This window comes from Negativicoccus succinicivorans (genome assembly GCF_014207605.1).
GTDB classification, from domain to species: Bacteria; Bacillota; Negativicutes; order Veillonellales; family Negativicoccaceae; genus Negativicoccus; species Negativicoccus succinicivorans.
Genome location: NZ_JACHHI010000003.1, coordinates 89,560 through 115,201, shown reverse-complemented (window position 1 = coordinate 115,201; position 25,642 = coordinate 89,560). Strand labels below are relative to the sequence as shown.

The following is a 25,642-nucleotide window of genomic DNA, read 5'->3' as shown; positions in this document are numbered from 1 at the left end:
TGATACGAATAGAAACATACTCAGATGAACATTAAGGAGGAAATCAATATGGCGAATATTATTACCGATCAGGCGCCGGCGGCAGTCGGCCCGTATGTACAGGGGAAAACGGCGAACGGCTGGTGCTATGTGTCGGGTCAGTTGGGATTGGATCCCGCCACGGGCGAACTGCCAAACGATGCGGTCGCGCAACTCGTGCAGGCGCTTACCAATGCGGCGGCGATTTTGGAGGCGGCCGGACTTTCAAAAGAAGATATTGTCAAAGTAACGCTTTATATTACCGACATGGGCGGGTTTCAAACGCTCAACGAAGCGTACGCGGAATTTTTCGGAGCGACCAAGCCGGCGCGCACTTGCGTGGAAGTTTCCGCACTGCCGAAAGGCGGCGCCGTCGTTGTCGATGTCATCGCGTATGATGAGGGCGCCCAATGACCGCGGCAGATCTGAAAAACACTTTGAAAATTGTTGTGTATTGCGGTTCGCGCTTCGGTAATGAGGCCATGTACCGTGACGCGGCGGTCGCTTTGGGAACGCGCATCGGCGAGCTCGGCGCGACGCTCGTTTTTGGCGGCGGCAAAATCGGCCTGATGGGCGTTGTCGCCGACAGCGTCATGGCGGCGGGCGGCAAAACCTGGGGCATCATGCCGCGTTTTCTGGTCGATAAAGAGCAGGCGCATCGCGGCTTGGATCGGCTTGAAATCGTTTCCACGATGCACGAGCGCAAAGCGCGCATGATCGAGCTCGGGGATCATTTTGTGGCGCTGCCCGGCGGTGTCGGCACGCTGGAAGAAATTTATGAAGTGCTTTCGTGGCGACATTTGGCGCTGGTTGACGGCAGCGTTTCCATGTACAATGTCGGCGGTTTTTACGACGGCGCGGCGCAACTTTTCGAGCGCGTGCTGCAGTCGGGCTTTTTGCCGGCGGATGAACAATCTATTTTAACCATCAGCGATGATTTGGAAACGATCGCGGCACAATGGAAAAATAATAAAAATGTTCGGAACATAGAGAACGATAAATAGAAAATCTAAGTTCACATTCTGATTTTTCGTTGACATTATTCGCTCGGCTTTGTACAATAAAGTAAGGATTTAGCCTCGAAATTATAGCTGTGAATGCGGCGGAAAGCAGGGAATTATGCTGGAGAAATTGTTTGCGCTGACAGAGCGCAATACGGATGTCAAGACGGAGATCATGGCGGGGATTACGACGTTCATCACTATGGCGTACATCCTCTTTGTGGCACCGAGCGTCATGGGTGCGGCGGGGATGGATAAAAACGCGGTGCTGATCGCGACTTGTCTCGCGTCGGGCATCATTACGATCGCGATGGGATTGTTCGTAAATTACCCGATTTGTTTGGCGCCGGGCGTCGGCTTGATCGCCTTTTATGCGTTTACCGTGGTGCTGGGCATGGGCGTGCCTTGGCAAACCGCATTGGGCGCCGTTTTTATTTCCGGACTCGTCTTCTTGGTATTGACGCTCACGCATGTGCGGCAAATGATTATTGAAGGCATCCCCAACGGTTTGAAAGCGGCGATTACCGTCGGGATCGGTCTTTTCATCACGATTATCGGTTTGAAAATGAGCGGCCTGATGACAGTCGTCTTATCGCTTTCACCGGATACGCTGGCGGCGGCGGTGGCCGGCGCCGGACATACGGTCGCGACGACGAATGATACATTATTTACACTGGGCGCGCTGGATAATCCGCGCCACTTGGTGACGGTGTTCGGACTTTTGTTTACCGCGCTTTTAATGGGCCGCGGGATTAACGGTTCGATTTTGATCGGCATTTTGACGACGACGGTAGTCGCGTACGCGACGGGAGTGGCGCAGTTGCCGCCGAACTTCACGCCGTTCATGTTGCCGGATTTCAGCAATAACGCGGTCTTCCAGTTGGATATTTTAGGCGCGGTTCACATGGGTCTGATTACGATCATCTTTACGTTTACCTTTGTGGAACTGTTTGACTCGATGGGCACGATGATCGGCACGGCGACGAAAGCGGGTCTCGTCGATCCGAAAACGGGACGCTTCCCCGGCATGGGCAAGGCGTTATTTGTCGATGCGTGCGGCGTATCGCTCGGTTCGCTTTTGGGCGCGAGCACGGTCACGGCGTTCGTCGAAAGCGCGGCCGGCGTCGGCGCGGGCGGACGCACTGGTCTGACCGCGGTCACTTGCGGCATTTTATTTATTATCAGTTTATTCTTAACACCGGTCATGCTTTTGATTCCGGATGTAGCGACGAGTCCGGCGCTGATTTTGGTCGGCGCATTGATGCTCGAAGGCGTGCAGCAAATTGATTTTTCCGATTTTACGGAAGTATTCCCGGCGTTTTTGACCATTGTCATGATGCCGTTTACGTACAGCATTGCCAACGGTATTTCGGCCGGTCTGGTCGCCTATCCGTTGATGAAAATAGTGACGGGCAAAGCGCGGGAAGTTCATCCGATCGTCTATGTCTTGGCGGTGCTCATTGTAGCTCGCTATGTCTTTTTAAGCGAATAAGGAGGATCTATGAGAGTAGCGGTAGTTATGGGCAGCGACTCCGATTGGAAAGTTATGCAGGGCGCTGTCAACATCCTGAAAGAATTCGGTGTCGAACATCGTGTAGCGATTGCGTCGGCGCATCGCACGCCGGAAAAATTGGCGCAATTTGTGCATGATGAAGAAGCGGCCGGTGCGACCTGCTTTATCGCGGGCGCGGGCGCGGCCGCGCATTTACCGGGGGTAGTGGCAAGCTTGACCTGCCGCCCCGTGATCGGCGTACCGTTGGCGGCCAGCTTAGGCGGGCTTGATGCGTTGCTGGCCATTGTGCAGATGCCGAGCGGCATGCCGGTAGCGACGGTGGCCATCGGCGGCGCGAAAAACGCGGCGCTGCTCGCGATCCAAATCGGCGCGGCAAGCGATGAAAAACTCGCGCGGCAATTTGCCGATTATCGCAAAGAACAGGCCGAAAAAGTGGAAAAGAAAGATCAGAAACTGCAAGCTGAATTATAATCAGAACGGTCATTTATTGATTCCGCCGAACGACGGAGAAAGAGGGTCATGATGGAAAAATTGGAAATGATGTACGAAGGCAAAGCGAAACAGGTATTCAAAACGGATCGCGACGACGAAGTTATCGTTCGTTATAAAGACGACGCGACGGCATTCAACGGCGCGAAAAAAGGCACCATTACCGACAAAGGCGTATTAAATAATAAGATTACGACTTTTTTCTTTGATCTTTTGGCGAAAAACGGTGTGCCGACGCATTTTATCGAACGCTTGGATGATCGTGAACAGCGCGTCAAAAAACTTTCGATCGTTCCGTTGGAAGTCATTATCCGCAACCGCTGCGCCGGCTCGATGGCGAAACGTTACGGCCGCGAAGAAGGCGAAGAACTCGCTTTCCCGACGATTGAATTCTGCCTGAAAGATGATGATCTCGACGATCCGCTGATCAACACGTACCACATTCGCGCGCTCAACATCGCGTCGCAGGAAGACTTGGACACCATCACGAAACTCGCGTTCAAAGTCAATGATGTTCTGAAAAAATTCCTGGCGGAAAAGGAAGTTATTTTGGTCGACTTCAAATTGGAATTCGGCAAAGACACGAAAGGCAACATTCTGCTCGGCGATGAAATCTCTCCGGACACCTGCCGTTTCTGGGATGCCAACACCTTGGAAAAACTCGACAAAGATCGTTTCCGTCGCGATCTCGGTAATGTGGAAGAGGCGTATCATGAAATGCTGCGCCGCTTGACAGGAAAAGAAAACTGATGGCGTACGACTCTATCTGGGACCGCATTGAGGAAGAGTGCGGGGTGTTCGGGATCTATGACCCCGACACCTCGGTGCCCCTGTCCGCCTACTACGGTTTGTTTGCGTTGCAGCATCGCGGTCAGGAAAGTGCCGGGATCACGGTCGCCGACGGCCAAACGATGACGACGCAGGCGGGCATGGGTCTGGTCACGGAAGTGTTCCGGGATTTGCCGGCGGATAACGGCAAAATCGCGATCGGTCATGTGCGTTACTCCACGACCGGCGCCAGCATTAAAGAAAACGTGCAGCCGTTGCAGGTGGAAACGGACCTCGGTCCGGTTGCGATCGCGCATAACGGCAACCTTGTGAACGCGCGCTTGTTGCGGGAAAAACAAATTAAACTCGGCACGACATTTCGCACGACGATGGACACGGAAGTCATTGTCAATTTACTCGCGCGCTCCGTGGGCAAAGATGTCACGGAACGTTTGCAAGATGTGTGTCAGCAAATCGACGGCGCGTACTGCTTAGTGGTCGCGACGGCGACGGAACTGTACGGCGTACGCGATCCGCAAGGCTATCGTCCGTTGTGCCTCGGGGCTACGGATACCGGCTGGGTCTTGGCGTCCGAAACTTGCGCGCTGGATTCGGTCGGCGCGAAATTCGTCCGCGACATCGCGCCGGGACAAATCGTGCGTATCGCCGCCGACGGTCCGCATTTCAGCTCTCTTGTCACGCCGCAAAGCAAGCGCCGGCAAGCGCGCTGCTCGTTTGAATACGTGTATTTCGCGCGCCCCGATTCGGTTTTGGACGGGGAAAGCGTGTACGATGCGCGCCTCAACATGGGGGCCCGGTTATGGGAAGAATGCGGCTTCACGGGCGATATCGTCATGAGCGTGCCGGACTCCGGCAACGTCGCGGCGATCGGCTATGCGCGCGCGTCAGGCATTCCCTACGCGGAAGGCCTGATTAAAAACCGCTACATGGGACGCACCTTTATTCAGCCGACGCAGGCCATGCGGGAACGTTCCGTCAAAATGAAACTTAACCCGGTCATCAATAACGTCGCCGGCAAACGCGTCGTTTTAATCGACGACTCGATTGTGCGCGGCACGACGAGCGGGATTATTATTAATTTACTGCGCAACGCGGGCGCCAAAGAAATCGCGCTTTGCGTTTCTTCACCGACGGTGGAATATCCTTGCTATTTCGGCATCGATACTTCGGAGCGGAACCAGCTGATCGCGGTCACGCATACGGTGGAAGAAATTCGCGAACATATCGGCGCCGACCGATTGCATTTCCTGTCGCAGGAAGGTTTGGCCAAAGCGATTGCGGGTTTGCGTAAAGAGGATCTTTGCTTTGCCTGCTTTGACGGCGATTATCGGGGACCGATCCCGGAACAGGAGGAAGTATGTCCGTAAACGAACGGGAAGCACTGACGTATGCCGCCGCCGGCGTCAATATTGACGCCGGAAATCGGGCGGTGGAACTGATGAAAGATGCCGTGAAGGCGACCTATACCGATGGAGTGTTGGGTGATGTCGGCGGTTTCGGCGGACTTTTTTCGCTGGGGGCGATTGCCATGAAAGAACCGGTGCTGGTGGCCGGTACGGATGGTGTCGGCACCAAGTTGCGGTTAGCCATTGATCGCGGCGAACATACCACGATCGGGCAGGACTGCGTGGCGATGTGCGTGAATGACGTGCTCGTGCAGGGCGCGCGTCCGCTTTTCTTCCTCGACTATATTGCGACCGGTGAACTCGTTCCCGAACAGATCGCAACCATTGTGAAAGGTGTCGCGGCGGCCTGTCAGGAATCCGGCTGCGCGCTTTTGGGTGGGGAAACGGCAGAAATGGCCGGCTTCTACGCGCCGGGCGATTATGACCTGGCGGGATTCGCCGTCGGTCTCGTCGATCGTGAAAAAATCATCACCGGTGAACGCATTGCGGCGGGCGATGTTATTATCGGTTTGCCGTCGAGCGGCGTGCATTCGAACGGTTATTCGCTCGTGCGGCGCATTATTTCACGTGAAGAGCTCCAATTGGACCAAGTCTATCCGGGTTTGGAACGTTCGCTCGGTGAGGAATTGCTCACGCCGACGCGCTTGTATCCGAAAGCGATTTTGCCGCTTTTGGACGCGGTCGATGTCAAAGGCATGGTGCATATTACCGGCGGCGGATTTTACGATAATATTCCGCGCGTGTTGCCGAAAGGTTTGGGCGCGCATATTGACGGCACGAGTTATCCGGTGCCGCCGGTTTTCAGCTCGCTTGCGTCCTGGGGCAATGTCTCGCAGCATGAGATGTACCGCACGTTTAACATGGGCCTCGGCATGCTCGTCATCGTCGCGCCCGAAGACGCGGAAAAAACCTTGCAAAACTTGGCGGATCGCGGCGAAACCGCGTATCGCGTAGGGGAAGTCACAACGGACGGCGAAGTCGTCGTCAGCGGTGTGTAGTATGAAAAAGTTAGCTATCTTCGCGTCCGGGCGCGGCTCGAATGCCCGGGCGCTGATCGACGCGTGCCGCAGCGGTTTGATCGAGGCGCGGCCGGTCGTTTTGTTCAGCGATCACCCCGACGCCCCCGCGCTTGCGATGGCGCGGGCGGCGGGCGTCGATTGCCACGCGTTTGCGCCGCGGGAATTTGCGGATAAAGCCGCTTACGAAAACGCGGTCGTGGAAATGCTGCGCCCGTATGCGCCCGATTATATTTGCCTGGCGGGCTATATGCGGATTGTCGGCGCGCCGATTTTAGCGGTGTACGAGGGGCGGATCGTCAATATTCATCCGGCGCTTTTACCGTCATTCCCCGGATTGCATGCGCAACGTCAGGCGATTGATGCCGGCGTTAAAGTGAGCGGTTGCACCGTGCATTTTGTCGACGCGGGCATGGACAGCGGTCCGATTATTATGCAGACGGTGGTACCGGTATTTGCAAGTGATGACGAAACATCGCTTGCCGAACGTATTTTAACAGTAGAACATCCGACCTATGTAGAGGCGATGGCGGCGTTATGCCGTGATGAACTTTGCATAGTGAAACGGAAAGTGGTACGGCGTATGGCGTCGGGGGAGGAGTGACTATGGCCAGACGGGCTTTACTGAGTGTCTCCGATAAAACGGGGATTGTGAAACTTGCGCAGCAACTTTCAGGGGCGGGGTATGAATTAATTTCCACGGGAGGAACATTGGCCGCGTTGCAAAAGGCGGGAGTGGAAGTGACTCCGGTCGAAACGGTCACGCAATTTCCCGAAATGCTCGACGGTCGCGTCAAAACGCTGCACCCCATGGTGCATGCCGGGATCCTGGCGCGGCGCGATCATCCGGATCATATGGAGGCGCTGGCGCAGCACGGCATTACGCCGATCGATATTGTCGTCGTCAATTTGTATCCGTTTGCGGAAACGATCGCCAAGCCCGGCGTGACATTGGCGGACGCGATCGAACAGATCGATATCGGCGGGCCGTCGATGATTCGCGCGGCGGCCAAAAACTGGCGCGATGTGCTTGTCGTCACCAGCCCCGCGCAGTACGAGGATCTGGCGGAACATGTCAGTGAAGGTACGGTCAGTGATCACTATCGGTTCGGATTGGCGCAGGCCGCGTTTGCGCATACCGCGGCGTACGATGCGAAAATCGCGCAATATTTGGCGGCGCAGTCACCGGACGAAGAATCGACCGAGACGCCGGCAAAAACGTCAGAATCGGCATTTCCGCAGCAATTTGAGCTGCATATGGAAAAGGTCATGGATCTGCGTTACGGTGAAAATCCGCATCAGCAGGCGGCGTTTTACCGGACGCCCGGCAGCAAAGGCGGCGTAGCCAACGCCAAGCAGCTTCACGGCAAAGAACTTTCCTATAATAACTTGGTCGATACGGAAGCGGCTTGGCAGCTTGCGTGTTCCCTTACAACGCCGAGTTGTGCTATTATAAAACATACGAATCCGTGCGGTTTTGCCGTCGGCGAAGATATGGCCGAAGCCTTTACGCGGGCGTTTGCCGCGGATGATGTTTCCGCGTACGGCGGCATTGTCGCTTGCAATCGTGAAGTGGATCTGGCGGCCGCGGAAAAAATGCGTCCGATCTTTTTTGAAGTCGTCATCGCGCCGAAGTTCAGCCCCGACGCGTTGGCATTGTTATCGGAAAAGAAAAATATTCGCTTATTGGAAGCCGATGCTCCGCAGGAAGGCGATTGGCAGCTGAAACACATTTCCGGCGGCCTTTTGTTGCAAGACGCCGATGACCGTCAGGACGACGAAGCGACATGGCAGGTCGTTACCAAGCGGCAACCGACGGCGGAAGAAATGCAAGCCCTGCGTCTCGCTTGGGCGGTCGTGCGTCATGTCAAATCGAATGCGATTGTCGTGACCGACGCGAAAGCGACGCTCGGGATTGGCGCGGGACAGATGAATCGTGTCGGCGCGGCGAAGATCGCCTTGGAACAGGCAGGCGCGAAGGCAAAAGGCGCGGTGCTTGCTTCCGATGCGTTTTTCCCGTTCGGTGATACCGTGGAAACGGCGGCGCAAGCCGGCATCACGGCGATCATTCAACCGGGCGGATCCATTCGCGATCAGGAATCTATTGCGGCGGCGGATGCTGCTGGTATCGCAATGGTTTGCACGGGTACGCGGCATTTCCGACACGGCTGATACGAACACAAATATAAGGAGCAATGGTATGAAAATCGTCTTGGTAGGTAACGGCGGTCGTGAACACGCACTCGCCTGGAAGCTTGCGCAGAGTGAACGCGTCAGCGAAATCGTGGCCGTTCCCGGTCGTTACGGCATGCATGAAGTGGCGGAATATTTGCCGTTGGATTGGAACAGCACGGCGGAACTGGCGGATATTATTACGATGCAGGCGCCGGATCTCGTCGTGGTCGGCAGTGAAGGACCGTTGGCCGACGGTATCGTCGATGTGCTCACAAAACGGGAAATTCTCGTTTTCGGCCCGACGCAGGCGGCGGCGCGCATTGAAAGTTCCAAGGTGTTCGCCAAAGATCTTTTCGCTCGTTACCACATTCCGACGGCGGCGTACGGCAGTTTTACCGATGCCGATAAAGCCATTGCCTTTTTGGATGAAATGCAGGCGCCGTATGTAATCAAAGCGGACGGTCTGGCGGCCGGTAAGGGCGTTGTCATTGCGGAGACGTATGAAGACGCGGTGGAGGCGATTCACTCCATGTTGACCGGTGACGCGTTCGGCAGCGCCGGTGAAAAAATTATTATTGAAGAATTCATGGTCGGCGAAGAAGCGAGCCTGTTGGCATTCGTCGACGGGGAAACGGTCATCCCCATGATTCCCGCGCAGGATCATAAACGTTTGTTGACCGATGATCGCGGTCCGAATACCGGCGGCATGGGCGCGTTCGCGCCGGCCGCGGTGGTGACGGACGCGGTGTACGAAGCCGCGGTGGAACAAATTTTGAAACCGACGGCGGCCGCTCTCGTGGCGGAAGGATCACCGTTCCGCGGCGTATTATACGCGGGGTTGATGATCACGGCGGACGGGCCGAAAGTGGTGGAATTTAACTGCCGTTTCGGCGATCCGGAAACGCAGGTATTGTTGCCGCTTTTGGACAGTGATCTTGCGGATATCATGGAAAAAATTTGCACGGGACATATTGATCAGGTGCGTTTGCGTTGGCTGAACGCGCATGCGGTGTGCGTAGTGGCGGCATCGTTCGGCTATCCGCGCAAAACGTACCGCGGTGATCGCATCACGGGGCTTGCCGAGGCGGCCGCGCAGGATGCGCTCGTCTTTCACGCGGGAACGCGTCATATCGATGACTCGTATTTTACCGACGGCGGTCGAGTCTTGGACGTTGTCGCCGTACGCCCCGGGTTGGCGGAAGCGAAAGAAGCCGCCTATCAGGCTCTTTCGAAAATTGAATTTGACGGCATGCAATTTCGTACGGATATTGCCGATAAAGAATTATTGCGTACGCAAAAATAAGTGCGCGTGACGGGAGGGACGAACTGTGAACACAATCTTGGTATTTATCCTCGTCTTTCTCCTGATTTGCTGCATCGCGGCGACGGCGGCGGGGTTGCCGGGCAACTACGCTATGATGCTGGTGCTGGTGGGCTTCGGTCTGCTGGACGGTTTTCGTTTATTTTCCGTGACGGCGGTCGCGTTGCTGGTCGGCGCGCTCGTCTTGGGGGAAGTCATCGAATTCCTTGCGGGCATGATCGGTGTGCGGCGTAAGCGGCGCGGCTGGAAAACGCAAATGATCGCCGTGGGCGGCGGTATTTTGGGCGGCATCATAGGCAGCGGCATCTTGCCGATTGTCGGCTCGCTGATCGGCGTCGTCATCGGCGTGTTTGTCGCCACCTATGCGGCCGTTTATTATGAGCATAAAGATCAGCAGGCCGCGAAATCGGTAGCGATCAGCGCCGCGATAGCGCAACTGATCGGGACGGGACTCAAAGTGGTGATTTCACTTTTTGTTTTAACGACGGTGGTTTTCATCGCCATTGTTGCGCAGACAGGCGCGACGATCCATTAAAAGAATGCCGTAGGGCATTCTTTTTTTGTGCAAAAAATTTAAATACAAAAAAATTTTTAGAAAAATTAATTTATCTCTTTACTTTTTTATCAAAGTAAAGTATTATAGTCATATCATCAGATAAAGGAGTGTGGTCACATGCGATGGCGGATTGCCTTGAATCGTTTTTCAGGCACGGTAGTAGCGCTCGAGCGAGCGTTGGAAACGGCGGGTGGTGCGCGACATCATGCGACCCGCGAAATGATATAAAAATAAAATGCAAAATTATTTATGACAGAAAAGTCACGTATAGGAGGTATTCTCATGAACTGGAAAAAAATGACAGTCACAGCATTAATCGGTCTCGGTGTAGTCGGCGTGTTGGCAGGTTGCGGTAACGATGCGAAACCGGCCGCAGCGGACACAAAATTACCGACGAAAGTCGTTGTCGGCTTAGACGATAATTTCCCGCCGATGGGCTTCCGCGATGAAAAAGGCGAATTGACAGGCTTTGATATCGAGCTGGCGAAAGAAGTCGGTAAACGTACCGGCATACAAATGGAATTCAAACCGATTGATTGGGCGAGCAAGGAAGCGGAACTTACCGCCAAACGCGTTGACCTTCTTTGGAACGGGCTGACGATTACGGATCAACGTAAAGAAAAAATCGATTTCTCCGAACCTTACATGCACAATGATCAGATTATCGTTACATTGAAATCCCGCGCGGATTTGAAGGATATAGATTCGCTGGCTGGTAAAATTGTCGGCACGCAGGAAGGCGGCACGGGAATTGACGCGCTGGCGAAATTGCCGGATTTGAAAAATTCCTTTAAAGAATTACGCCTGTATGCGGTCTATACGGATGCGTTGATGGACTTGGAAATCGGCCGTATTGATGCGGTGTTGGTGGACGGCGTTGTCGGACGTTACTACATGACGAAGAAACCGGATACTTTCTATGAATTGCCGAAGGTCTTGGCGACCGAAGTATACGGCGTGGGCATGCGTAAAGATTCCGCCGAACTCAAAAAGGCGATTGATCGGGCGATCGGTGAAATCAAAGCCGATGGAACGGGAGAGAAGATCTCCAAAAAATGGTTCGGCAAAGATGTCATGAACTGAGCGAAGGAAAGCGCATAACCAAGTAAAAACAGGCCGGGATGACCGGCCTGTTTGCTGAGAGAGGATAGAAAATGGATTACATTGTTTCAATTTTACCGACGTTGTTGTCGGGCTTAAAGGTGACGGCGGAAATTTTTTTCCTGACGATCGTCTTATCGTTACCGCTTGGCGTTTTGCTGGCGATTTTCCGCGTGCGCAGCTGGAAACCGATCCGCGAACTCGTGGCGGCCTATATTTACGTTATGCGCGGTACGCCGCTGATGCTGCAGATCCTGTTCATCTATTACGGATTGCCGCTCATTCCCGGCGTTTCCATCCAGTTCGGGGACTTTACGGCGGCCCTGATCGCGTTCGTCGCCAACTATGCGGCGTACTTTGCGGAAATTTTCCGCGGCGGCATCCAAAACATCAGCCGCGGTCAGTATGAAGGGGCCAAGGTGCTCGGCTTCACGTACCCGCAAACGATGCGTTACATCATTTTGCCGCAGGTCGTCAAACGGGTTCTCGCTCCGGTCGGTAACGAAACCATTACTCTCTTGAAAGATACGTCCTTGGTCTATGTACTCGCGATGGACGATTTGATGCGACTGACACGCAGCGTCGTGCAGCGCGATTTCGATACGACCGCGTTTTTCGTGGCGGGCGTGATTTACCTCATCTGTACGTTCTTCCTGACGAAAATTTTAACGCGACTGGAAAAACACTTCGCTGTGTACGAAGATTAGGAGGCACGTATGGCTTTTATTGAAATGGAAAATATCCACAAAAAATTCGGTACGACAGAAGTCTTGCGCGGCTGCACGTTGCTGCGCGAGCGCGGCGGCGTGACCTCGGTCATCGGTCCGTCCGGCAGCGGCAAAAGCACATTTCTGCGTTGTCTGTGCCACTTGGAAACCATTGACCGAGGCACGATTTTGGTCGACGGTAAAGCGCTCGCGACCGACAGCGAAGCCGGCAGCGTATATGCCAAACCGGAAGAAATTCAAAAGATTTGCCGTAAAATGGGCATGGTCTTTCAGCAGTTTAATCTTTTCCCGCACATGACGGTATTGGATAACATTATGATCGCGCCGCAAATTGTCAAGGGCATGAAAAAACAGGACATTTTGCCGATGGCGGAAGCGCAACTCGAACGCGTCGGTCTTTACACGAAAAAAGATGTGTATCCGAGCCAACTCTCCGGCGGGCAGAAGCAGCGTGTCGCCATTGCCCGCGCCTTGGCGATGGAGCCGCAAATCATGCTCTTTGATGAACCGACGTCCGCGCTGGATCCGGAACTTACCGGTGAAGTCTTAAAAACTATTCAGCGGCTCGCGGAAGAAAAACTCACGATGATTCTCGTGACGCACGAGATGGCTTTTGCCCGTTCGGTCGCCGACCAGATTTTATTTATGGTTGACGGCGTAGTGGAAGAAGAAGGTACGCCCGAGCAAATTTTCACTGCCCCGCGGAGTGAACGCACGCAGGCGTTTCTCGCGTCCATGATCGGCAACCGATAAAAATAAAAAACCCCGTTATAACGGGGCTTTTTGCTTGCGTAAAAACGATATGGAAAGAAAGTGCGCGGAGCATTTGCGCGTTTTCGGGCGTATACAATGACGATGCAAGGCGGTAGGAACTTACGGGAAATATAGTTTGAAAAAATTGGCAGGTAACAAAAATAGAAGCCGCTACCGGGCTTAAACCAGCCGGGGAGGATCGCTCCGCCGTAACTGATACCTCATCGATAGCAGCTTCTTATGCTCGTAGTGTAGAGGAAATGCTGCAAAGTGTCAAATGTGAAGATGTATGATTTGAAAAGATTCACAGACAATAAAAACAGAGCCGATATTTAACGTGGATAACTCGTTCCTGCAATCTGAGTTGCCACGGAGACGAGACCAAAACGCCAAAATCAGCTCCTTGTTGTCGTGTAGAGGAAATGCTGCAATATGTCAAATGTGAAAATCAAGCGTCATCGGACGAAATTGCGGAGTGAACGCACACGAATATTCCCTAAAAGAAAATACACCGCATTTGCGATGTATTTTCTTTAGAAAAGGAGAAAGAAAGGGGAATGCGCGTACATAGCAATCCGGCCGCGCGGTGTCGATTCTGCACGGCCGGGCCTACAAGGGGGTACCTGGTTATCAAAGCGGTTGCGGCAGGTGGATCAGCCACAACACCGAGGGGTCGGGGCCTTCGGACATCGTCGCCCGAATACGGGTCGGCGTGCCGTCGGCGCCGCGGAGGATTTGTTGGTTGGCATCGTAAGTATATTCCGTAATATCATCTTGACCGGCAGCGGCGCCTTCGATTTTGAGAGCGATGCCGAAGTCATTGTCATTTGCAATGGCGAGCGTCTTTTTATCCGGTAAAAGCACGATACCTTCCGCTTTTTCCACCGTCCAGCCATGCTGACGGAGATCGAGGAAAAGATCTTTTTGCACCGGTTGGAAAAGTTTGCCGAGCGCGTCTTGATCCGCTTCCAGCGCGTTCTGACCGGACGTCATGTCGGTAATATCGGTCGCTTTCGCGATATCGATTTTGTAGATGCGGTTTTGCATCGTTCCCTGCGCGTCTTTACCCTGCTCAATGACCAGGAATTGGTGATCATTGATGGCGGCGATGTCGCCGAGTTTCATCGCGGAGTTCTTTTTATAAGAGCCTGGCGTGATCGGGTAAGCGTATGTTTTGACGTCGCCCGATTTCGGATCGACGAGAACGAGACGGGTAAAGTTGGCGACGTTTTTCGTTTTGCCGCCGACGTTGAGCGTGCTTTGTACCATCACCATTAATTTGCCGGCGGGAGTGATCGCCAAACCTTCCGCGCCGCGGTTGGGTTGACGTTCCTGTAAAATTTTCGGTAAGCCTTGGCCCGGAGCAAAGCGGCGAAGTTCGCGACCTTGTCTGTCGTATTCGATAAGGAACGGGCCGTATTCATCGGTCAGCCAGAAGTGACCTTGCGCATCGACGGCAAGTCCTTCCGGATCCAAACCGTTTTTGTCATAGGCGAGCGGCCGGAACTGCAGATCCAAGCCGATTTCGCCGGTATTACCAAGAGCGCCTTGCGGTATCGGACGACCGCTGATATCTTGGCCTGCTTTATTTTTCAAAGAAAATGATGAAACGACCGTCGCTTTCCCGTCTTTGACGCGAATGACGCCGATGCGCGGCGCGTAATCGGGAACGGGGAAAATTTTACTGCTGAGCTTTTGATCGCCGTCATGATATTGGACGCTGTCTAAATTCGGGCCGCGATCCGTGACGCCGTAAAATTCAATCGCGCCGTCAGGAGTCGTTCCTTTGTAGGTCAAGGCCGAACCATAGCCGAGGGGGATGGCATGTTTCGTTTGACCCGGCGCGGTGAGATATTCGTGAGCGGGCAGTTCTACGGTATAACGATCAATGGCGGGCGTCGGCGCGGCAAACGCAACGCTTCCGGCAAGCAGGCTGAGCGCAACCGCGCTCCACAAAAAAGTACGTTTCATCATGTTTCTGATATTCCTCCTTTTGTTTCACGCTCTAAGCATAGAGCGATGTTGTCAATTTCCAAACGGATTTGTGTCAAAGTAAAGAAAAATTTTACATGCAGATAAAATAAAAACGATACTTTTTGCACAACGAGCCGATGCCTGCCCGCGTTGGCTCGGCTTGACGTTCCACCCGGACCGCTATATGATGAAAAGAGAAAGGTTATTAAATTTATATGAAGGAGGGATAGCAATGAGATATCAGACGATTCTGGTGGCACTGGACGGTTCGGATCATGCCCAGCTTGCATTGGAGGCCGCAGTGACCTTGGCGGAGAAATTCGGCAGCCGGTTGATTCTTACTCATATTATGGATATCCAGTACTTCACAACGGCTTGGTTTGAACCGCCGCGCACGCGGAGCGAAGCGGATGATCGTGTTGACTACAAGCCGGATACGGAAGCCAAATTGAAAGAAACGACGGATTACCAGAGAGAATTCGGTCGCCGGATTTTGGCGACGGCGAAAGATCATGTACCGGCGGGAATCGATTATGAAATCGCGTATACGGTCGGCTCGCCGCGGGAAGATCTTCTCAAAATGGCGGACACATATAAGGCGGATCTGATCGTTATGGGCAGTCGCGGCATGGGAACATTAGCGAGCATGTTGGTCGGCTCGGTTTCGTCCTACGTGGTGCAACACGCGGAAGTGCCGGTATTGGTTATCAAACAGTGACGGAGGGATGACAATGAAAAGTTCTTGGCAACGTATTCTTGTGCCAACGGACGGTTCTGAAAACGCCCGTCGGGCACTTCATGAAGCTGCGCAGCTGGCGATGAAATTCGGCGCGGAGCTGCAATTGTTGACCGTGTTGGAAGATCGGTTGTATGCGGGAAATCTGATCGGCCGGGGCGCCGGGGAGCGTTTGTATTCGGGCGTGGTCGAAGTAAGCCGTACGCCGGATGCGGAAGAACGCGTCGACTCGGGTTTGCCGGAGCATCAAATGGCGCAGGTTCGTGAGGGGCTACGCCGCGAAGCGGCAACGCTCCCGCAAGATGTTCCGCTGCGCATGTTTTTCGCCGTCGGCGATGTACGGGAAACGATTCTAACGGTGGCGGATGAACTGAATGCGGATTTGATCGTGATCGGCAGTCGCGGTTTGGGTTCTGTCAAAGGTTTGGTTTTGGGAGCGGCATCGCAATACGTATTGCAGCATGCCACGCGTCCCGTTTTGGTAGTAAAATAAACGCCGGCCACCGTGAGCTGTGTTATAATGAGTAAAACTAATCAACACATGAAACGGTGGAAGGGGTGCGGACTGTGATCCATTTTAATGAAGTGCTGTTACCGGCCGACGGCTCGGAAAACGGCGTGCGCGCGTTACAGCATGCCATCGAGCTGGTGAAATTGTCCGGCGGAACACTCTTGATTTGCCATGTGGCGAATGTGGTATCGGTGATTTCGGGGTTTGATCAAATTCCCAGCGGCTCCGGCTATGTCAGCGAGCAGATGGCCGAGGATCTGGAAGAAAAAGGGAAAGAGATTCTGGAAAAATTGGTTCGTATGGTGCCGGCGGATATTCCGGTCAAGACCATTTTTGAAGTAGGTTCTCCCGGACCGACTTTGTCCGCGATCGCCGAAAAATACAACGTGGACTTGATCGTCATGGGAAGCCGCGGCTTAGGGCCGCTGAAAGGCATTTTCATGGGCTCGGTTTCGAGTTACATCGTCAGCCACGCGAAATGCCCGGTTTTGATTGTAAAATAAGAAAGCGGACGGGCAACCGTCCGTTTTTTTAGTAGAAAGAATACTTGGGGGATCCTATGGAGCAACGTATTCGCTGGCTATATGAAGAGCTTCCCAAATGGGTAAGCGAAGGGATTTTGACGCCGGAGGCGGCCGACCGTTTGCGCGCCCGCTACGGTGAAGTGGCGGCGCCGGGTCTGCGCTGGGGCCGGATTATTTGGCTGGTGCTCGCGGCGGTATTGGTCGCGTTCGGCGCGCTGTTGATTTTATCCAATCAATGGTACTCGCTGGCGCACGGCGTGCGCTTTAACTGGGTAGTCGCGCTGGCGGTGGCGGCGCAGTTGGCGGTGGCGGCCGTGTTGCTACTCGAGCCGAAGTCGATCGCTTGGCGTGAGGCGGCCGGCGCGTTTTTGGGGATTGCGATTCCCGGAGCGCTACAGCTCGCGGGCGATATTTATCAACTATCGGAGTGGAATCAGATCGCGTGGACGATTTGGTCGCTTGCGCTGCTCTTGCCCGCGGTGTACATTGTGCGCTCGACGGCATTGGCGTCGATCTATCTGATTTTGACGGGCATGTTTGTGAGCTCTTTCGGCGTCAGGAACGCGTGGCTCGGCGCGCAGCAGGTATGGATTTGGCTGGCGCTCGCCGCACCGTATTTTTACATTTTGTATCGTGACGGTTTCCGGGAACTTTCGCTGCTGATTTTCAGCTGGATTTATGCGTTGACGATTTTCTACGCCGCGCTGGTGGCGTTGGCGGATGTCGCGGTTGTCAGTTTGGCGCTCGCCACGATCATTGCCGCGTTTACGTTTCTCGTCGGGGCGATGGTCGGCAAACAAATCCGCTGGGGCATGCCGTTTCGCATATTGGGCGGCGGCGCGCTGGCGGTATGCGTGCTGTTGGCTACGCAACGCTCGCTGTGGGTGGGCATATCCCGCGCGATACCGCAGGTGTTGCCCATCGTTGTGTTGGTATTGCTGCTATTTGCCACCGGCGTGCTTTGCTGGCGCCTGATGTTACGTCGCGAGTATATGCTGGTGACGGTCGCGGCCGTGCCTTTGTGCGTGACGCTGGCGACCTTTATTGCGGCACTCGGTTACGGCTACACATTTTTGGCCATTGTCTTTATGATTTACTACTTGGGCGGGGTTATCGCGTTACTGATCAACGGTTTGCGCCGCAGTTCGCTTTGGCTGACGGACGGCGCGCTGCTTTTGCTAGCGCTCTTTATTGTGGTGCGGCTCAGTGATGAGTCGTTCACCTTGCTGCAGCGCGGCACGGCATTCATCGTGATGGGCGTGTTGATTTTGGCGGGGCATTTGGCGATGGCCACATGGCAACGCAAGCAACGGGAACACACGAACCAACGCGTACGTCGCGCTCGTCGGCAGGAAGCGGCTCGACGCAGCGCGCCTGCGCAGGATCATTCGGCAGCATCGGTGCGGCCGCCGCGCGTGCGCGGCTCGATGACGTCGCCGACAGTTAACGAACAGACGACAACGAAAGAGCGGACTTCGCGCGCGGAGTTGCCGCCGCGTCGCCCGCCGCAAATGCCGTCATTACCGCCGCGACCGACTTGGCACAGCGATACGCAAGAGGAGGATAAATAAATGGCGACCAAATGGAAATACCTGCTCGCGTTTCTCGTCCTCGCGCTGGTGCAGTTGGGGGTCATCTTCAGCGAGCGCAGTCAATTTGAAGAAGTATTGAACAACGGGATCACGTACCAATCGCCCGCGATGATCGCCGGTACGCGCGATGATTATGTCCGTATCCGTTTACGGGAAAATATCGACCCCTTTGTGGCGGAACCTTTAAGCAGAGCCAAATGGCTCGGTGAAAACTTACCGGAGAATCGAGAAACGATTTACGTCGCCGTGGCGCACGATAAAAACGGTATGCTGATGGTGAAGGGCGCGGATCTGAAAAAACCGGCGCAAGGCGATTATATTAAAACAATCGCTTGGGGCGTCGATAATGGCGTGGTATCCTTCCCCATTCCGTTCATGCGTTTCTATTTACCCGGTTACCAATTACAGGACCTGCCATGGGATGAATTCATGGCGTTTGATCCGTTGACACCGGAACAGGTGGAGCAAAAAGAAGCGGAGCTGGCGCGCGCGGAAGCATCACCGGAAGCGGCGGATATGCGCGCGGAAATTGCCCGACATAAAGCCGTCGCTGAACCGATTTCCGTGCCGCGGCATCAAATCATCGCGGAATTTAAATTGGCGGACGGTCACGGCGTGATCACGGAAGTGTATGTGGACGGACATCCGCTTTCCGGTTGGTATCAGACGAGCGCGGCGCCGGCGACCGTTGAAATTATCCCTACAACAGAAGGAGCAAAGAAAGCGTGAAAGTGAATACAAGTACGGACGCATTGTCGCATGAAGCCGCGGCTTGGTTGGCGGGCACGTTGGATACGGAAGAAAAACGCCGGCTGTTACTACGGTTGGCGGATATTTTTAAAGTGCTCGGCGAGCCGACGCGGCTGAAAATTTTGCGTGTGCTTTGGCAAGGCGAGTGTTGCGTGAACGAGCTGGCGGAAGCAATTGATATGGAAGCGTCCGCGGTCAGTCACCAGCTGCGCATTCTTCGCCAGGCGCACTTGGTGGATTTTCGTAAAATCGGTAAAAATGCCTGCTATTTTTTGGATGACGCGCACGTGGTGCACTTGCTTGAGCAGGGCCTCAACCATGCCGCGCATCGGGGAGAGGAGTAGCCATGCGGCTGTATTTGATGCGCCATGGTCATGCCGTCAAAGAACGGGCGGCGTTGGACAATTTTCATCGTCCGCTGACGGATACCGGCATCGCGGAAACGGAAAAAATGGGACGCCACCTGAAGGAAATGCTGCCGGATCAGGCGGTCGGAATTTATTTGAGTCCGCTGGTGCGCACGCAACAGACCGGCGAGATTTTGGCGCGGACTTTGCGCGACGGTCGCGCGGCTGCCGATGTGACGAGCGGGACGTTGTATGCGTTGGCGCGTGACAATTGGGAGCCGCTTGATAATCATCTGATCAATCTGACGGCCTCCGGCGGTCCCGAGCATGTCTTCTTCGTTAGTCATCAACCGTTTTTGGAAGCGTGGTTGTACGGACTGACCGGGGTCAGCCTTTCCTTCAAACAAAGCAGCGTCGCGGTCATCGATTTGCGCCGCGGCAAAAAATCAAAGTTGGTGGCGTATTTGACGCCGTCATTGTGGGAGAAATAAATTGCACAGTCACTTTTTTGCCTATTTGGCACGGATGAAATTCATCAAGCGCTGGGGCCTGATGAAAAACACGATGCCGGAAAATATTCAGGAACACAGTTTGCAGACGGCGATGATCGCGCATATGCTGGCGGTACTTCGCAATGTCCGTTACGGCGGTCATGTCGATCCGGAACGGGCGGCCGTTCTCGGTATGTACCATGATGTCAGCGAAGTGTTCACCGGCGATATGCCGACGCCGGTCAAATATTTTAATGAAGATATTCGTGCGATGTACGGCACGATCGAGCAGGCGGCCGTGGAAAAATTGTTCGCCACGTTGCCCGCTGACCTGCGCGACGCGTATCGGGCGTGTATTTTGACGCCGGAAGAAGATCCCCTGTGGGAATTGGCGAAGGCGGCGGATACGCTCAGCGCCTATTTAAAATGCGTTGAGGAACGCACCGCGGGCAATCCGGAGTTTGATGAAGCGTACGCGACGATTCGTAAAAAATTGGAACAGTCGCCCGTACCGGAAGTGCATGATTTTCTCGCGATCTTTGCGCCGAGCTTCATGCTGACCTTGGACGCGCTCAATGCGAATGCGAAGGAAGAAAAATGACGCCATGGCCCGTTCTTTTAATCAATGACTATATCGAGCATGGTACGTCGAATATGAATGTGCTGGAGCCGATTTTGCGCGCTCTCGGTTATCCCGTGTCGGGATTGCTGACGGCGGTAATGAGCCACAGTTTCGAGTACGGAGACTATGACTATTTTCCGCTGACGGAACATCTGCGGCGGACCTTGCCGCTTTGGGAGAAACAGGGTTTCACGTTTGCCGCGGTGGCGACCGGTTTTATCGACAGCCTCGGCAGTTTGGAACAATTTGCGTTGCTGCGACAAGCGTTACCGAAATGGCGCGCGCAAGGTTCGTTTATTCTGGTGGATCCCGTGATGGGGGATAACGGCGCCTTGTATCCCACATTGCCGCGGGAACTCGTCACGGAAATGCGCACGCTTTTGCCGGTGGCGGATATCATTACGCCGAACTGGACGGAAGCGGCGTTGCTTTTGGGGGAAGATCCCGCGTGTGAGCAACGCGTCGCGCCGCAATGGCTCAAACGTTTATGCGCGTTGGGAGCAAGAGCCTGCGTCATCACGGGCGTGGGAAATCTTGACGCGAACGTCGGAACCGCTTATTATCGGTCGGCGGACGGTCACACGGGCGCTGTCGATTTTGCGCGCCTGGCACCGAATTTCAGCGGCAGCGGCGATTATTTCAATGCGGTACTGCTCGCGGTGTTGCTGCGCGGTGAGTCGCTCGCGCAGGCGGTGAAGACGTCGGCGCGATTCATTGAATTCGCACTGCGTGAAACGCAAGCGCAGAAAAGCAACGCAGGCAACGGCTTGGTACTTCGCGGCGCGTTGCAAGCGACGGTAAAAAAATGGACGGCAGACGAATGAGAGCAAACAAAAAGCGCTTACCGCGGTAAGCGCTTTTTTGGTATTTAATTTTTGCGGCCGAGAATCGCGTTGACGCGATCTTTAATGTTGCCTTCCGAAGCTTTTTTCGGCGCGGCCTTTTTAACGTCTTGCGCCGGTTTGGTTGCGTCTGGCTTTTTCATTTTCTCGGATGTTTTGTCAATTTTTTCTTCTTTGGTTTTCGCTTCGGGGGTAACGGCCGCGTTCAAACGATTGACGATTGCGTTGCCGTCTTCACCGGAGGAAAGGGTGTACAGCGATTGGTTGCCCACGTAAATCGAGCCGCCGTCCAATCGCGCCGGTTGCATTTTATGATCATGGAAAAGACGCGCCAGGCGACCCGCAACGTAGTACGCGCGTGTTTCGGCATCATAATTTCCGACTTTGATCGGTGTCAATACGGTCTTGTCGTTGACGATCACATCGGCGCCTTTGACGGTGACGCGGTTACCGGAATACGCCTGCATGCGGTTGACCGCTTCCGTAACGCGCGATTCGTTGCGCGGATGCGAGTTCGGCGCAATAACGCGAGTGATACCGTCATTGAAACCGGGACCGTATTTTTTCAATAACGCGCGCATCGCGGCGGGAGCGCCGCCGAGATTGTAATCCGTTTTTTCCAGAATGGTAAAACCAAGGTCATCCGCAGCTTTTTCCTGACCCATCGTGAATACTTCGTTGTTGATATAGTTCAGACCTAAATTCATCAGCAGCGTTTGGACGGCAGATGAATCACCGCCGGAAAGAACGGTGGAACCGGCGACGGCAAGACTGAGCTTTTTGGTTACGCCGTTGACGATGTCGCGATTTTCGCCGTGGCTGACTTCATGGGCGAGGACAAACGCCAGCTGTTGATCGTCCAGCACGTCCAGCGTGCCTTTGTTGACGGAAAGCACGGCAGCGAGCGTGCAGTACGCATTGATATCATCGGAGGGGTTCACAAAAATGACATACTTCCGCTTGGGCACGCCGCTTTTCACAAGGGAATCCAAAATGCGTTGGGCGCGCTCCTGATAGGCGGCATTATCATAGTAACCGCTTTGCTCTTTGGCGTTGGCGAGAACTTCTTCCTGGCCGTTTTCGTCAAGTTCGCGCAATTGCTCGCGAATCATGCCCATTTCTACCGCGCCTTTGAGTACGGAGGCGCCGATACCGCCCCACGAAGCCTCCACCGGCGCCGCCAGCGGCATCGTTAAGAAACACGCGGCGAGGAACGCCGCGGTATATTTACGAAATGCAGGAAACATGAGTCCACTCCTTTCGAAATAAAGAATCATTTTTTTCCATTATAGCATGCTGTTTTTCTTTTTATTTGCGGATCGTTAACTCCTCCAAACCGTAGTAGCGTTTCAAACCGTATTGGGAAACGCCGTTATCGAGTTCCACATAGAAGATATGTCGCAGCATGCGCTGCGTAAAGGGAAGCGCCTCGAGCTCGACGGAGGTATAGCCTTGCGCTCGCGCGTCGCGGATATAGGCCATGCGCGCCTGATCGATTTCGTAAATTCTCACGGTGAAATACAATGTGCCGAGCAAAAACGGCAGCGTAATCAACAAAACGATACCGACAACGAAACGTTGTTCCCGCGCGAATGCGCGGCGAACCACGGGCACGTCATACAAACCGACCGTGCCGGCGATCAGGCACAGCACGGCGAACATCGATGCACGAGCGGGAAAAGTCGGCGCGCCGAGCATCGCGAGATTGCTGACGGCGGCAAGCGCTGCGGTAATCAATAAAAAGCGCACGGGGGGATATTGATTCCAAAGCGTGCGGAATGTCAGCCGCCAGCCGGCGGTTTTCGTTACCGCCGGTGTGAGCATGAGGCGGCGGCGCAAAAGACGATACACGAGCCAAATAAGTAAGAGGTAAAGCCCCATCTCCTCGACGCCGGAACCGAGATTTTGCAGAAGGTGCACCGTTTTCGGCTTGAGCAAACCGAGCGCGTGAACGATTGCGATTAAGCCGTCGCCAAACCAACGCCCGACAAAACCGTCGGTAGCATATGACACCGCGAGTACCGCCGCGAGAGCGCCGGCGATATACAGCGGACGCTTCGAGCCGGATGGCGTTGTCGCGTTGCGCCCGTAACGCGATATCGCGATTTGTCGATAGGCTAACATCCACATGAAAATCAGCGGCAAAATATAGAGCATCATCTCGCCGTTTCCCGCGAACTGATTGCCGATCCTTCGGCCGATGGAAGCGGACACCTCCGCCACGCGGACAAAATTACCGGGCGCGACGACCAGCGCGATAAAACCGAGTACGCTGCCGACGACGCCGGCGATCTGCCAGCGATACCGCTGACCTTTACGCCAACTGTACAGCGTCACCGCGGTCGCCGCGACGATGGTCGCAAGCGAAGCGTTTTCTTCGCCCCAACCGGCGAGAATGCCGAGTAAAAACATAGCGCCTGCCGCCCAATAACTGTTGGCAAGCGTTCGTGTCGGACGCAGAGAAAAATGGTACGGCAAAAGAAACCAGACCATGATAGTCATCGTCCACAAATATACGGTCGAACCGCACATCCACACTGCCACCTCACCAAAGTGCGGCAGCGTATACCAAAGCGCGAGCAGTACGGCGGCTATGCGCACCGGCGCGGGTGATTTTTCAATACGTCCCGCGCTATGCCAGCTGAGACCGAGCGCCATCAAAATGAAGCAAAGCGCGTTGGCAATATTGAACCAAATCTTGGGCCAGCGCAAAAAATTATCCAACACAAAAAAAGCGACCATGCGTCCGCCGTGCATTTGGTAGTGACGCGCGAGGGATGTCATGACGTCATGAAAACTTTCGATCGGCACCAGCGTTTGCCAAATCAGCGCGTACTCATAATCATCGCGGTGCCAAGGCGTCCAGTTGTTCAGAGCGAACATGTAGATAAACGCAGCGCCAAGCAGCAACCAGCCGCCGTAGCGACGCCACCAAGATAAGTGAGAAGAAGTTCGGTTCATATTATTTCCTTTGTTTTACTTTACTGTCGATCGTTTTCGTCCGATCGTTTTCGTCACGCGGCTCTTCAAAAAGAGCCGTCAGGTCGGCATCCGCTAATGATTTTTGACGTTCCGCCGCTTCGTCATCGGGAAAATACGAGGAGGCTTCGATCGGCGTATCATCCGGAAAATATCGGACATAGGCGCTTTCCACGCGAAACAAATCCTGACGGGCGCTGAATGTTCGGCGTGCGTGTTCTAAAATCAAGCGCGCCTGAATACGCGCCGCTTTGCGAATCGTTTCCTCGGGAGCATGGCGCGAAACCGCATACATAATGTGCAACGCCTGCATGGATATACCAGCATTTTGGTCGCTGTCGCGAATGATGCCGTCAAAGGAACGATAGATGAAATCCGCTTCCTGCAGAGGTTGTATGCCGATGCGATCGTATACGGTCATGTTGTCGCGCGGCGCGGTAGCGTCCAGCAGCAATTTCGCCATCAGATTCATCACCGCTATCACCGAACCGGGATCGTTCATCGAGGGGGAAATTGAGCGTTGCGCGATTTCTTTTAAGACGATAAAACCGAAACGAGGATCCTGTTCATAACTGCGCGTCGGCTTAACGATAAAGAAACTGCGTAAAAGCGACAGATCTTCTTCCGTCAACGAGTTCGAACCGTCATTCAGGTAAATATCCGCCAGCGGTTCGCCTCGATACAGAAAGTCACCCGGATTCAAGCGAATGAAAACATGCGCGTCATGTTTTTTCGCCCACTCCTGTAAAAGGTCCAAATGAAGCTGCGCGAACTGACCGGTCTCGGCGCAAATAAAATGCGCGTCCGGCAGCGCGTCTTTAGCCGGCACCCATGTGGCGCCGAGGTTAGGCAGACTGCGATAACGGCGCATGGTCTCTGCCGCTTTGGCATATACCTTACCCATCGTGTCGCCCAAGTGTCCGAGTGTTGATAGTACCTGCACCCAGCGGATCAGTACAACAATCAGGTAGGCGATGACGACAATCGTGCTGAGGAAAAAGAGGAAGCGGCCGTTTTGCGCGAAGGAACCGCTTCCTAAGGCGATCTTTGTGATAATGGCATAAATAAATGTCGAAATGAAACTGGCGATGGCGAGTCGGGTGCTGTCGTCCGCCATGACGAGTTCGACGGAACGCGGGGTCGCACCGCGTGACGCGGAAGAAAACGCATTCTCCATAATGGAAAGAGAAAACGTGGTGACCGCCAGCATGCTTGACGCCAAAATGGTCAACAGGCCATCGATCGTGCGCGACGGAATATCGGGAAACAAGTTGGTCGGCAGATACCGTGTGCTGACGAGCACCGCGATGACATATACGATAACAAACAGTGCGCCTTTGGCGGGTTGCCACCAAATGGTATTGCGCGGTTGCCTCAGCCAACTGAAAAATTTTAATGTAGTCAATAT

The 25,642-nt window shown here is 54.3% G+C and carries 27 protein-coding genes; 23 read left to right on the top strand and 4 right to left on the bottom strand.

The window, feature by feature from the left end:
• Positions 1-48 precede the first annotated feature (48 nt).
• The 14 genes from HNR45_RS03940 (at position 49) to HNR45_RS03875 (ending at position 12,866) form a co-directional block, all read left to right on the top strand.
• Positions 49-432, top strand: a complete 384-nt coding sequence (locus tag HNR45_RS03940) for a Rid family detoxifying hydrolase (RefSeq protein WP_024048054.1) — start codon at positions 49-51, stop codon at positions 430-432.
• Positions 429-1,022 carry an LOG family protein gene (locus HNR45_RS03935; protein WP_200841494.1) on the top strand — a complete coding sequence of 198 codons (594 nt, stop codon included), beginning with the start codon at positions 429-431 and terminating at the stop codon, positions 1,020-1,022. Before HNR45_RS03940 ends, HNR45_RS03935 begins: the two co-directional genes overlap by 4 nt.
• Positions 1,023-1,137: 115 nt before the next feature.
• Positions 1,138-2,511: an NCS2 family permease gene (locus HNR45_RS03930; protein WP_159822716.1), complete on the top strand. Its 1,374-nt coding sequence runs from the start codon at positions 1,138-1,140 to the stop codon at positions 2,509-2,511.
• Between the two features lie 9 nt (positions 2,512-2,520).
• Positions 2,521-3,003, top strand: coding sequence for a 5-(carboxyamino)imidazole ribonucleotide mutase (gene purE / locus HNR45_RS03925; RefSeq protein ID WP_075939216.1), 483 nt, complete (start codon positions 2,521-2,523; stop codon positions 3,001-3,003).
• Between the two features lie 48 nt (positions 3,004-3,051).
• Positions 3,052-3,771 carry a phosphoribosylaminoimidazolesuccinocarboxamide synthase gene (gene purC / locus HNR45_RS03920; protein ID WP_024048058.1) on the top strand — a complete coding sequence of 240 codons (720 nt, stop codon included), beginning with the start codon at positions 3,052-3,054 and terminating at the stop codon, positions 3,769-3,771.
• Positions 3,771-5,177 carry an amidophosphoribosyltransferase gene (purF, locus tag HNR45_RS03915; protein ID WP_159822714.1) on the top strand — a complete coding sequence of 469 codons (1,407 nt, stop codon included), beginning with the start codon at positions 3,771-3,773 and terminating at the stop codon, positions 5,175-5,177. The genes purC and purF overlap by 1 nt, the downstream gene beginning before the upstream one ends.
• The gene (gene purM / locus HNR45_RS03910; protein WP_159822712.1) at positions 5,168-6,214 is read left to right on the top strand and encodes a phosphoribosylformylglycinamidine cyclo-ligase; all 1,047 of its coding nucleotides are present in this window, start codon (positions 5,168-5,170) and stop codon (positions 6,212-6,214) included. Before purF ends, purM begins: the two co-directional genes overlap by 10 nt.
• Position 6,215: 1 nt before the next feature.
• The gene (purN, locus tag HNR45_RS03905) at positions 6,216-6,836 is read left to right on the top strand and encodes a phosphoribosylglycinamide formyltransferase (RefSeq protein WP_159822710.1); all 621 of its coding nucleotides are present in this window, start codon (positions 6,216-6,218) and stop codon (positions 6,834-6,836) included.
• 2 nt (positions 6,837-6,838) lie between these two features.
• The gene (purH, locus tag HNR45_RS03900) at positions 6,839-8,404 is read left to right on the top strand and encodes a bifunctional phosphoribosylaminoimidazolecarboxamide formyltransferase/IMP cyclohydrolase (RefSeq protein WP_159822708.1); all 1,566 of its coding nucleotides are present in this window, start codon (positions 6,839-6,841) and stop codon (positions 8,402-8,404) included.
• 28 nt (positions 8,405-8,432) lie between these two features.
• Positions 8,433-9,710: a phosphoribosylamine--glycine ligase gene (gene purD / locus HNR45_RS03895; RefSeq protein WP_034437032.1), complete on the top strand. Its 1,278-nt coding sequence runs from the start codon at positions 8,433-8,435 to the stop codon at positions 9,708-9,710.
• A gap of 25 nt (positions 9,711-9,735) precedes the next feature.
• Entirely contained in the window at positions 9,736-10,263 is a 528-nt protein-coding gene (locus HNR45_RS03890; protein WP_159822706.1) for a DUF456 family protein, read from the top strand.
• Positions 10,264-10,566: 303 nt separating this feature from the next.
• On the top strand, positions 10,567-11,367 hold the full coding sequence (locus tag HNR45_RS03885; RefSeq protein ID WP_159822705.1) for an amino acid ABC transporter substrate-binding protein: 801 nt from the start codon (positions 10,567-10,569) through the stop codon (positions 11,365-11,367).
• 71 nt (positions 11,368-11,438) lie between these two features.
• On the top strand, positions 11,439-12,092 hold the full coding sequence (locus HNR45_RS03880) for an amino acid ABC transporter permease (RefSeq protein WP_159822703.1): 654 nt from the start codon (positions 11,439-11,441) through the stop codon (positions 12,090-12,092).
• Between the two features lie 9 nt (positions 12,093-12,101).
• Entirely contained in the window at positions 12,102-12,866 is a 765-nt protein-coding gene (locus HNR45_RS03875) for an amino acid ABC transporter ATP-binding protein (RefSeq protein WP_159822701.1), read from the top strand.
• A gap of 630 nt (positions 12,867-13,496) precedes the next feature.
• Here HNR45_RS03875 and HNR45_RS03870 read toward each other — a convergent pair.
• The gene (locus HNR45_RS03870; protein ID WP_159822699.1) at positions 13,497-14,840 is read right to left on the bottom strand and encodes an esterase-like activity of phytase family protein; all 1,344 of its coding nucleotides are present in this window, start codon (positions 14,838-14,840) and stop codon (positions 13,497-13,499) included.
• Positions 14,841-15,072: 232 nt separating this feature from the next.
• Here HNR45_RS03870 and HNR45_RS03865 point away from each other — a divergent pair, with 232 nt between their 5' ends.
• The 9 genes from HNR45_RS03865 (at position 15,073) to HNR45_RS03825 (ending at position 21,237) form a co-directional block, all read left to right on the top strand.
• Positions 15,073-15,558, top strand: coding sequence for a universal stress protein (locus HNR45_RS03865; RefSeq protein WP_159822697.1), 486 nt, complete (start codon positions 15,073-15,075; stop codon positions 15,556-15,558).
• Positions 15,559-15,571: 13 nt separating this feature from the next.
• Positions 15,572-16,069, top strand: a complete 498-nt coding sequence (locus tag HNR45_RS03860; protein ID WP_159822695.1) for a universal stress protein — start codon at positions 15,572-15,574, stop codon at positions 16,067-16,069.
• 74 nt (positions 16,070-16,143) lie between these two features.
• On the top strand, positions 16,144-16,590 hold the full coding sequence (locus tag HNR45_RS03855; RefSeq protein WP_024048181.1) for a universal stress protein: 447 nt from the start codon (positions 16,144-16,146) through the stop codon (positions 16,588-16,590).
• 56 nt (positions 16,591-16,646) lie between these two features.
• Positions 16,647-18,182, top strand: a complete 1,536-nt coding sequence (locus HNR45_RS03850; protein ID WP_159822693.1) for a DUF2157 domain-containing protein — start codon at positions 16,647-16,649, stop codon at positions 18,180-18,182.
• Positions 18,183-18,932: a hypothetical protein gene (locus HNR45_RS03845; RefSeq protein ID WP_159822691.1), complete on the top strand. Its 750-nt coding sequence runs from the start codon at positions 18,183-18,185 to the stop codon at positions 18,930-18,932.
• The gene (locus HNR45_RS03840; protein WP_371712915.1) at positions 18,929-19,297 is read left to right on the top strand and encodes an ArsR/SmtB family transcription factor; all 369 of its coding nucleotides are present in this window, start codon (positions 18,929-18,931) and stop codon (positions 19,295-19,297) included. Before HNR45_RS03845 ends, HNR45_RS03840 begins: the two co-directional genes overlap by 4 nt.
• Before the next feature lie 2 nt (positions 19,298-19,299).
• Positions 19,300-19,791: a SixA phosphatase family protein gene (locus HNR45_RS03835; protein WP_159822689.1), complete on the top strand. Its 492-nt coding sequence runs from the start codon at positions 19,300-19,302 to the stop codon at positions 19,789-19,791.
• A gap of 1 nt (position 19,792) precedes the next feature.
• Entirely contained in the window at positions 19,793-20,392 is a 600-nt protein-coding gene (yfbR, locus tag HNR45_RS03830) for a 5'-deoxynucleotidase (RefSeq protein ID WP_159822687.1), read from the top strand.
• Entirely contained in the window at positions 20,389-21,237 is an 849-nt protein-coding gene (locus tag HNR45_RS03825) for a PfkB family carbohydrate kinase (RefSeq protein WP_159822685.1), read from the top strand. The genes yfbR and HNR45_RS03825 overlap by 4 nt, the downstream gene beginning before the upstream one ends.
• A gap of 44 nt (positions 21,238-21,281) precedes the next feature.
• On the opposite strand, the gene HNR45_RS03820 is transcribed toward HNR45_RS03825, so the two are convergent.
• The 3 genes from HNR45_RS03820 to HNR45_RS03810 form a co-directional block, all read right to left on the bottom strand.
• Entirely contained in the window at positions 21,282-22,502 is a 1,221-nt protein-coding gene (locus HNR45_RS03820) for a M48 family metallopeptidase (protein WP_159822683.1), read from the bottom strand.
• A 61-nt stretch (positions 22,503-22,563) separates the two neighbouring features.
• Positions 22,564-24,216: a DUF3329 domain-containing protein gene (locus HNR45_RS03815; protein ID WP_159822681.1), complete on the bottom strand. Its 1,653-nt coding sequence runs from the start codon at positions 24,214-24,216 to the stop codon at positions 22,564-22,566.
• A gap of 1 nt (position 24,217) precedes the next feature.
• Complete coding sequence (locus tag HNR45_RS03810) at positions 24,218-25,639, bottom strand: DUF2254 domain-containing protein (RefSeq protein ID WP_159822679.1); 1,422 nt, start codon at positions 25,637-25,639, stop codon at positions 24,218-24,220.
• Between the last annotated feature and the right edge of the window lie 3 nt (positions 25,640-25,642).

Coding starts and splice junctions, on each gene's coding strand:
- HNR45_RS03940 (WP_024048054.1), top strand. CDS start 49: ATGGCGAATATTATTACCGATCAGGCGCCGGCGGCAGTCGGCCCGTAT.
- HNR45_RS03935 (WP_200841494.1), top strand. CDS start 429: ATGACCGCGGCAGATCTGAAAAACACTTTGAAAATTGTTGTGTATTGC.
- HNR45_RS03930 (WP_159822716.1), top strand. CDS start 1,138: ATGCTGGAGAAATTGTTTGCGCTGACAGAGCGCAATACGGATGTCAAG.
- purE (WP_075939216.1), top strand. CDS start 2,521: ATGAGAGTAGCGGTAGTTATGGGCAGCGACTCCGATTGGAAAGTTATG.
- purC (WP_024048058.1), top strand. CDS start 3,052: ATGATGGAAAAATTGGAAATGATGTACGAAGGCAAAGCGAAACAGGTA.
- purF (WP_159822714.1), top strand. CDS start 3,771: ATGGCGTACGACTCTATCTGGGACCGCATTGAGGAAGAGTGCGGGGTG.
- purM (WP_159822712.1), top strand. CDS start 5,168: ATGTCCGTAAACGAACGGGAAGCACTGACGTATGCCGCCGCCGGCGTC.
- purN (WP_159822710.1), top strand. CDS start 6,216: ATGAAAAAGTTAGCTATCTTCGCGTCCGGGCGCGGCTCGAATGCCCGG.
- purH (WP_159822708.1), top strand. CDS start 6,839: ATGGCCAGACGGGCTTTACTGAGTGTCTCCGATAAAACGGGGATTGTG.
- purD (WP_034437032.1), top strand. CDS start 8,433: ATGAAAATCGTCTTGGTAGGTAACGGCGGTCGTGAACACGCACTCGCC.
- HNR45_RS03885 (WP_159822705.1), top strand. CDS start 10,567: ATGAACTGGAAAAAAATGACAGTCACAGCATTAATCGGTCTCGGTGTA.
- HNR45_RS03880 (WP_159822703.1), top strand. CDS start 11,439: ATGGATTACATTGTTTCAATTTTACCGACGTTGTTGTCGGGCTTAAAG.
- HNR45_RS03875 (WP_159822701.1), top strand. CDS start 12,102: ATGGCTTTTATTGAAATGGAAAATATCCACAAAAAATTCGGTACGACA.
- HNR45_RS03870 (WP_159822699.1), bottom strand. CDS start 14,840: ATGATGAAACGTACTTTTTTGTGGAGCGCGGTTGCGCTCAGCCTGCTT.
- HNR45_RS03865 (WP_159822697.1), top strand. CDS start 15,073: ATGAGATATCAGACGATTCTGGTGGCACTGGACGGTTCGGATCATGCC.
- HNR45_RS03860 (WP_159822695.1), top strand. CDS start 15,572: ATGAAAAGTTCTTGGCAACGTATTCTTGTGCCAACGGACGGTTCTGAA.
- HNR45_RS03850 (WP_159822693.1), top strand. CDS start 16,647: ATGGAGCAACGTATTCGCTGGCTATATGAAGAGCTTCCCAAATGGGTA.
- HNR45_RS03845 (WP_159822691.1), top strand. CDS start 18,183: ATGGCGACCAAATGGAAATACCTGCTCGCGTTTCTCGTCCTCGCGCTG.
- HNR45_RS03835 (WP_159822689.1), top strand. CDS start 19,300: ATGCGGCTGTATTTGATGCGCCATGGTCATGCCGTCAAAGAACGGGCG.
- HNR45_RS03825 (WP_159822685.1), top strand. CDS start 20,389: ATGACGCCATGGCCCGTTCTTTTAATCAATGACTATATCGAGCATGGT.
- HNR45_RS03820 (WP_159822683.1), bottom strand. CDS start 22,502: ATGTTTCCTGCATTTCGTAAATATACCGCGGCGTTCCTCGCCGCGTGT.
- HNR45_RS03815 (WP_159822681.1), bottom strand. CDS start 24,216: ATGAACCGAACTTCTTCTCACTTATCTTGGTGGCGTCGCTACGGCGGC.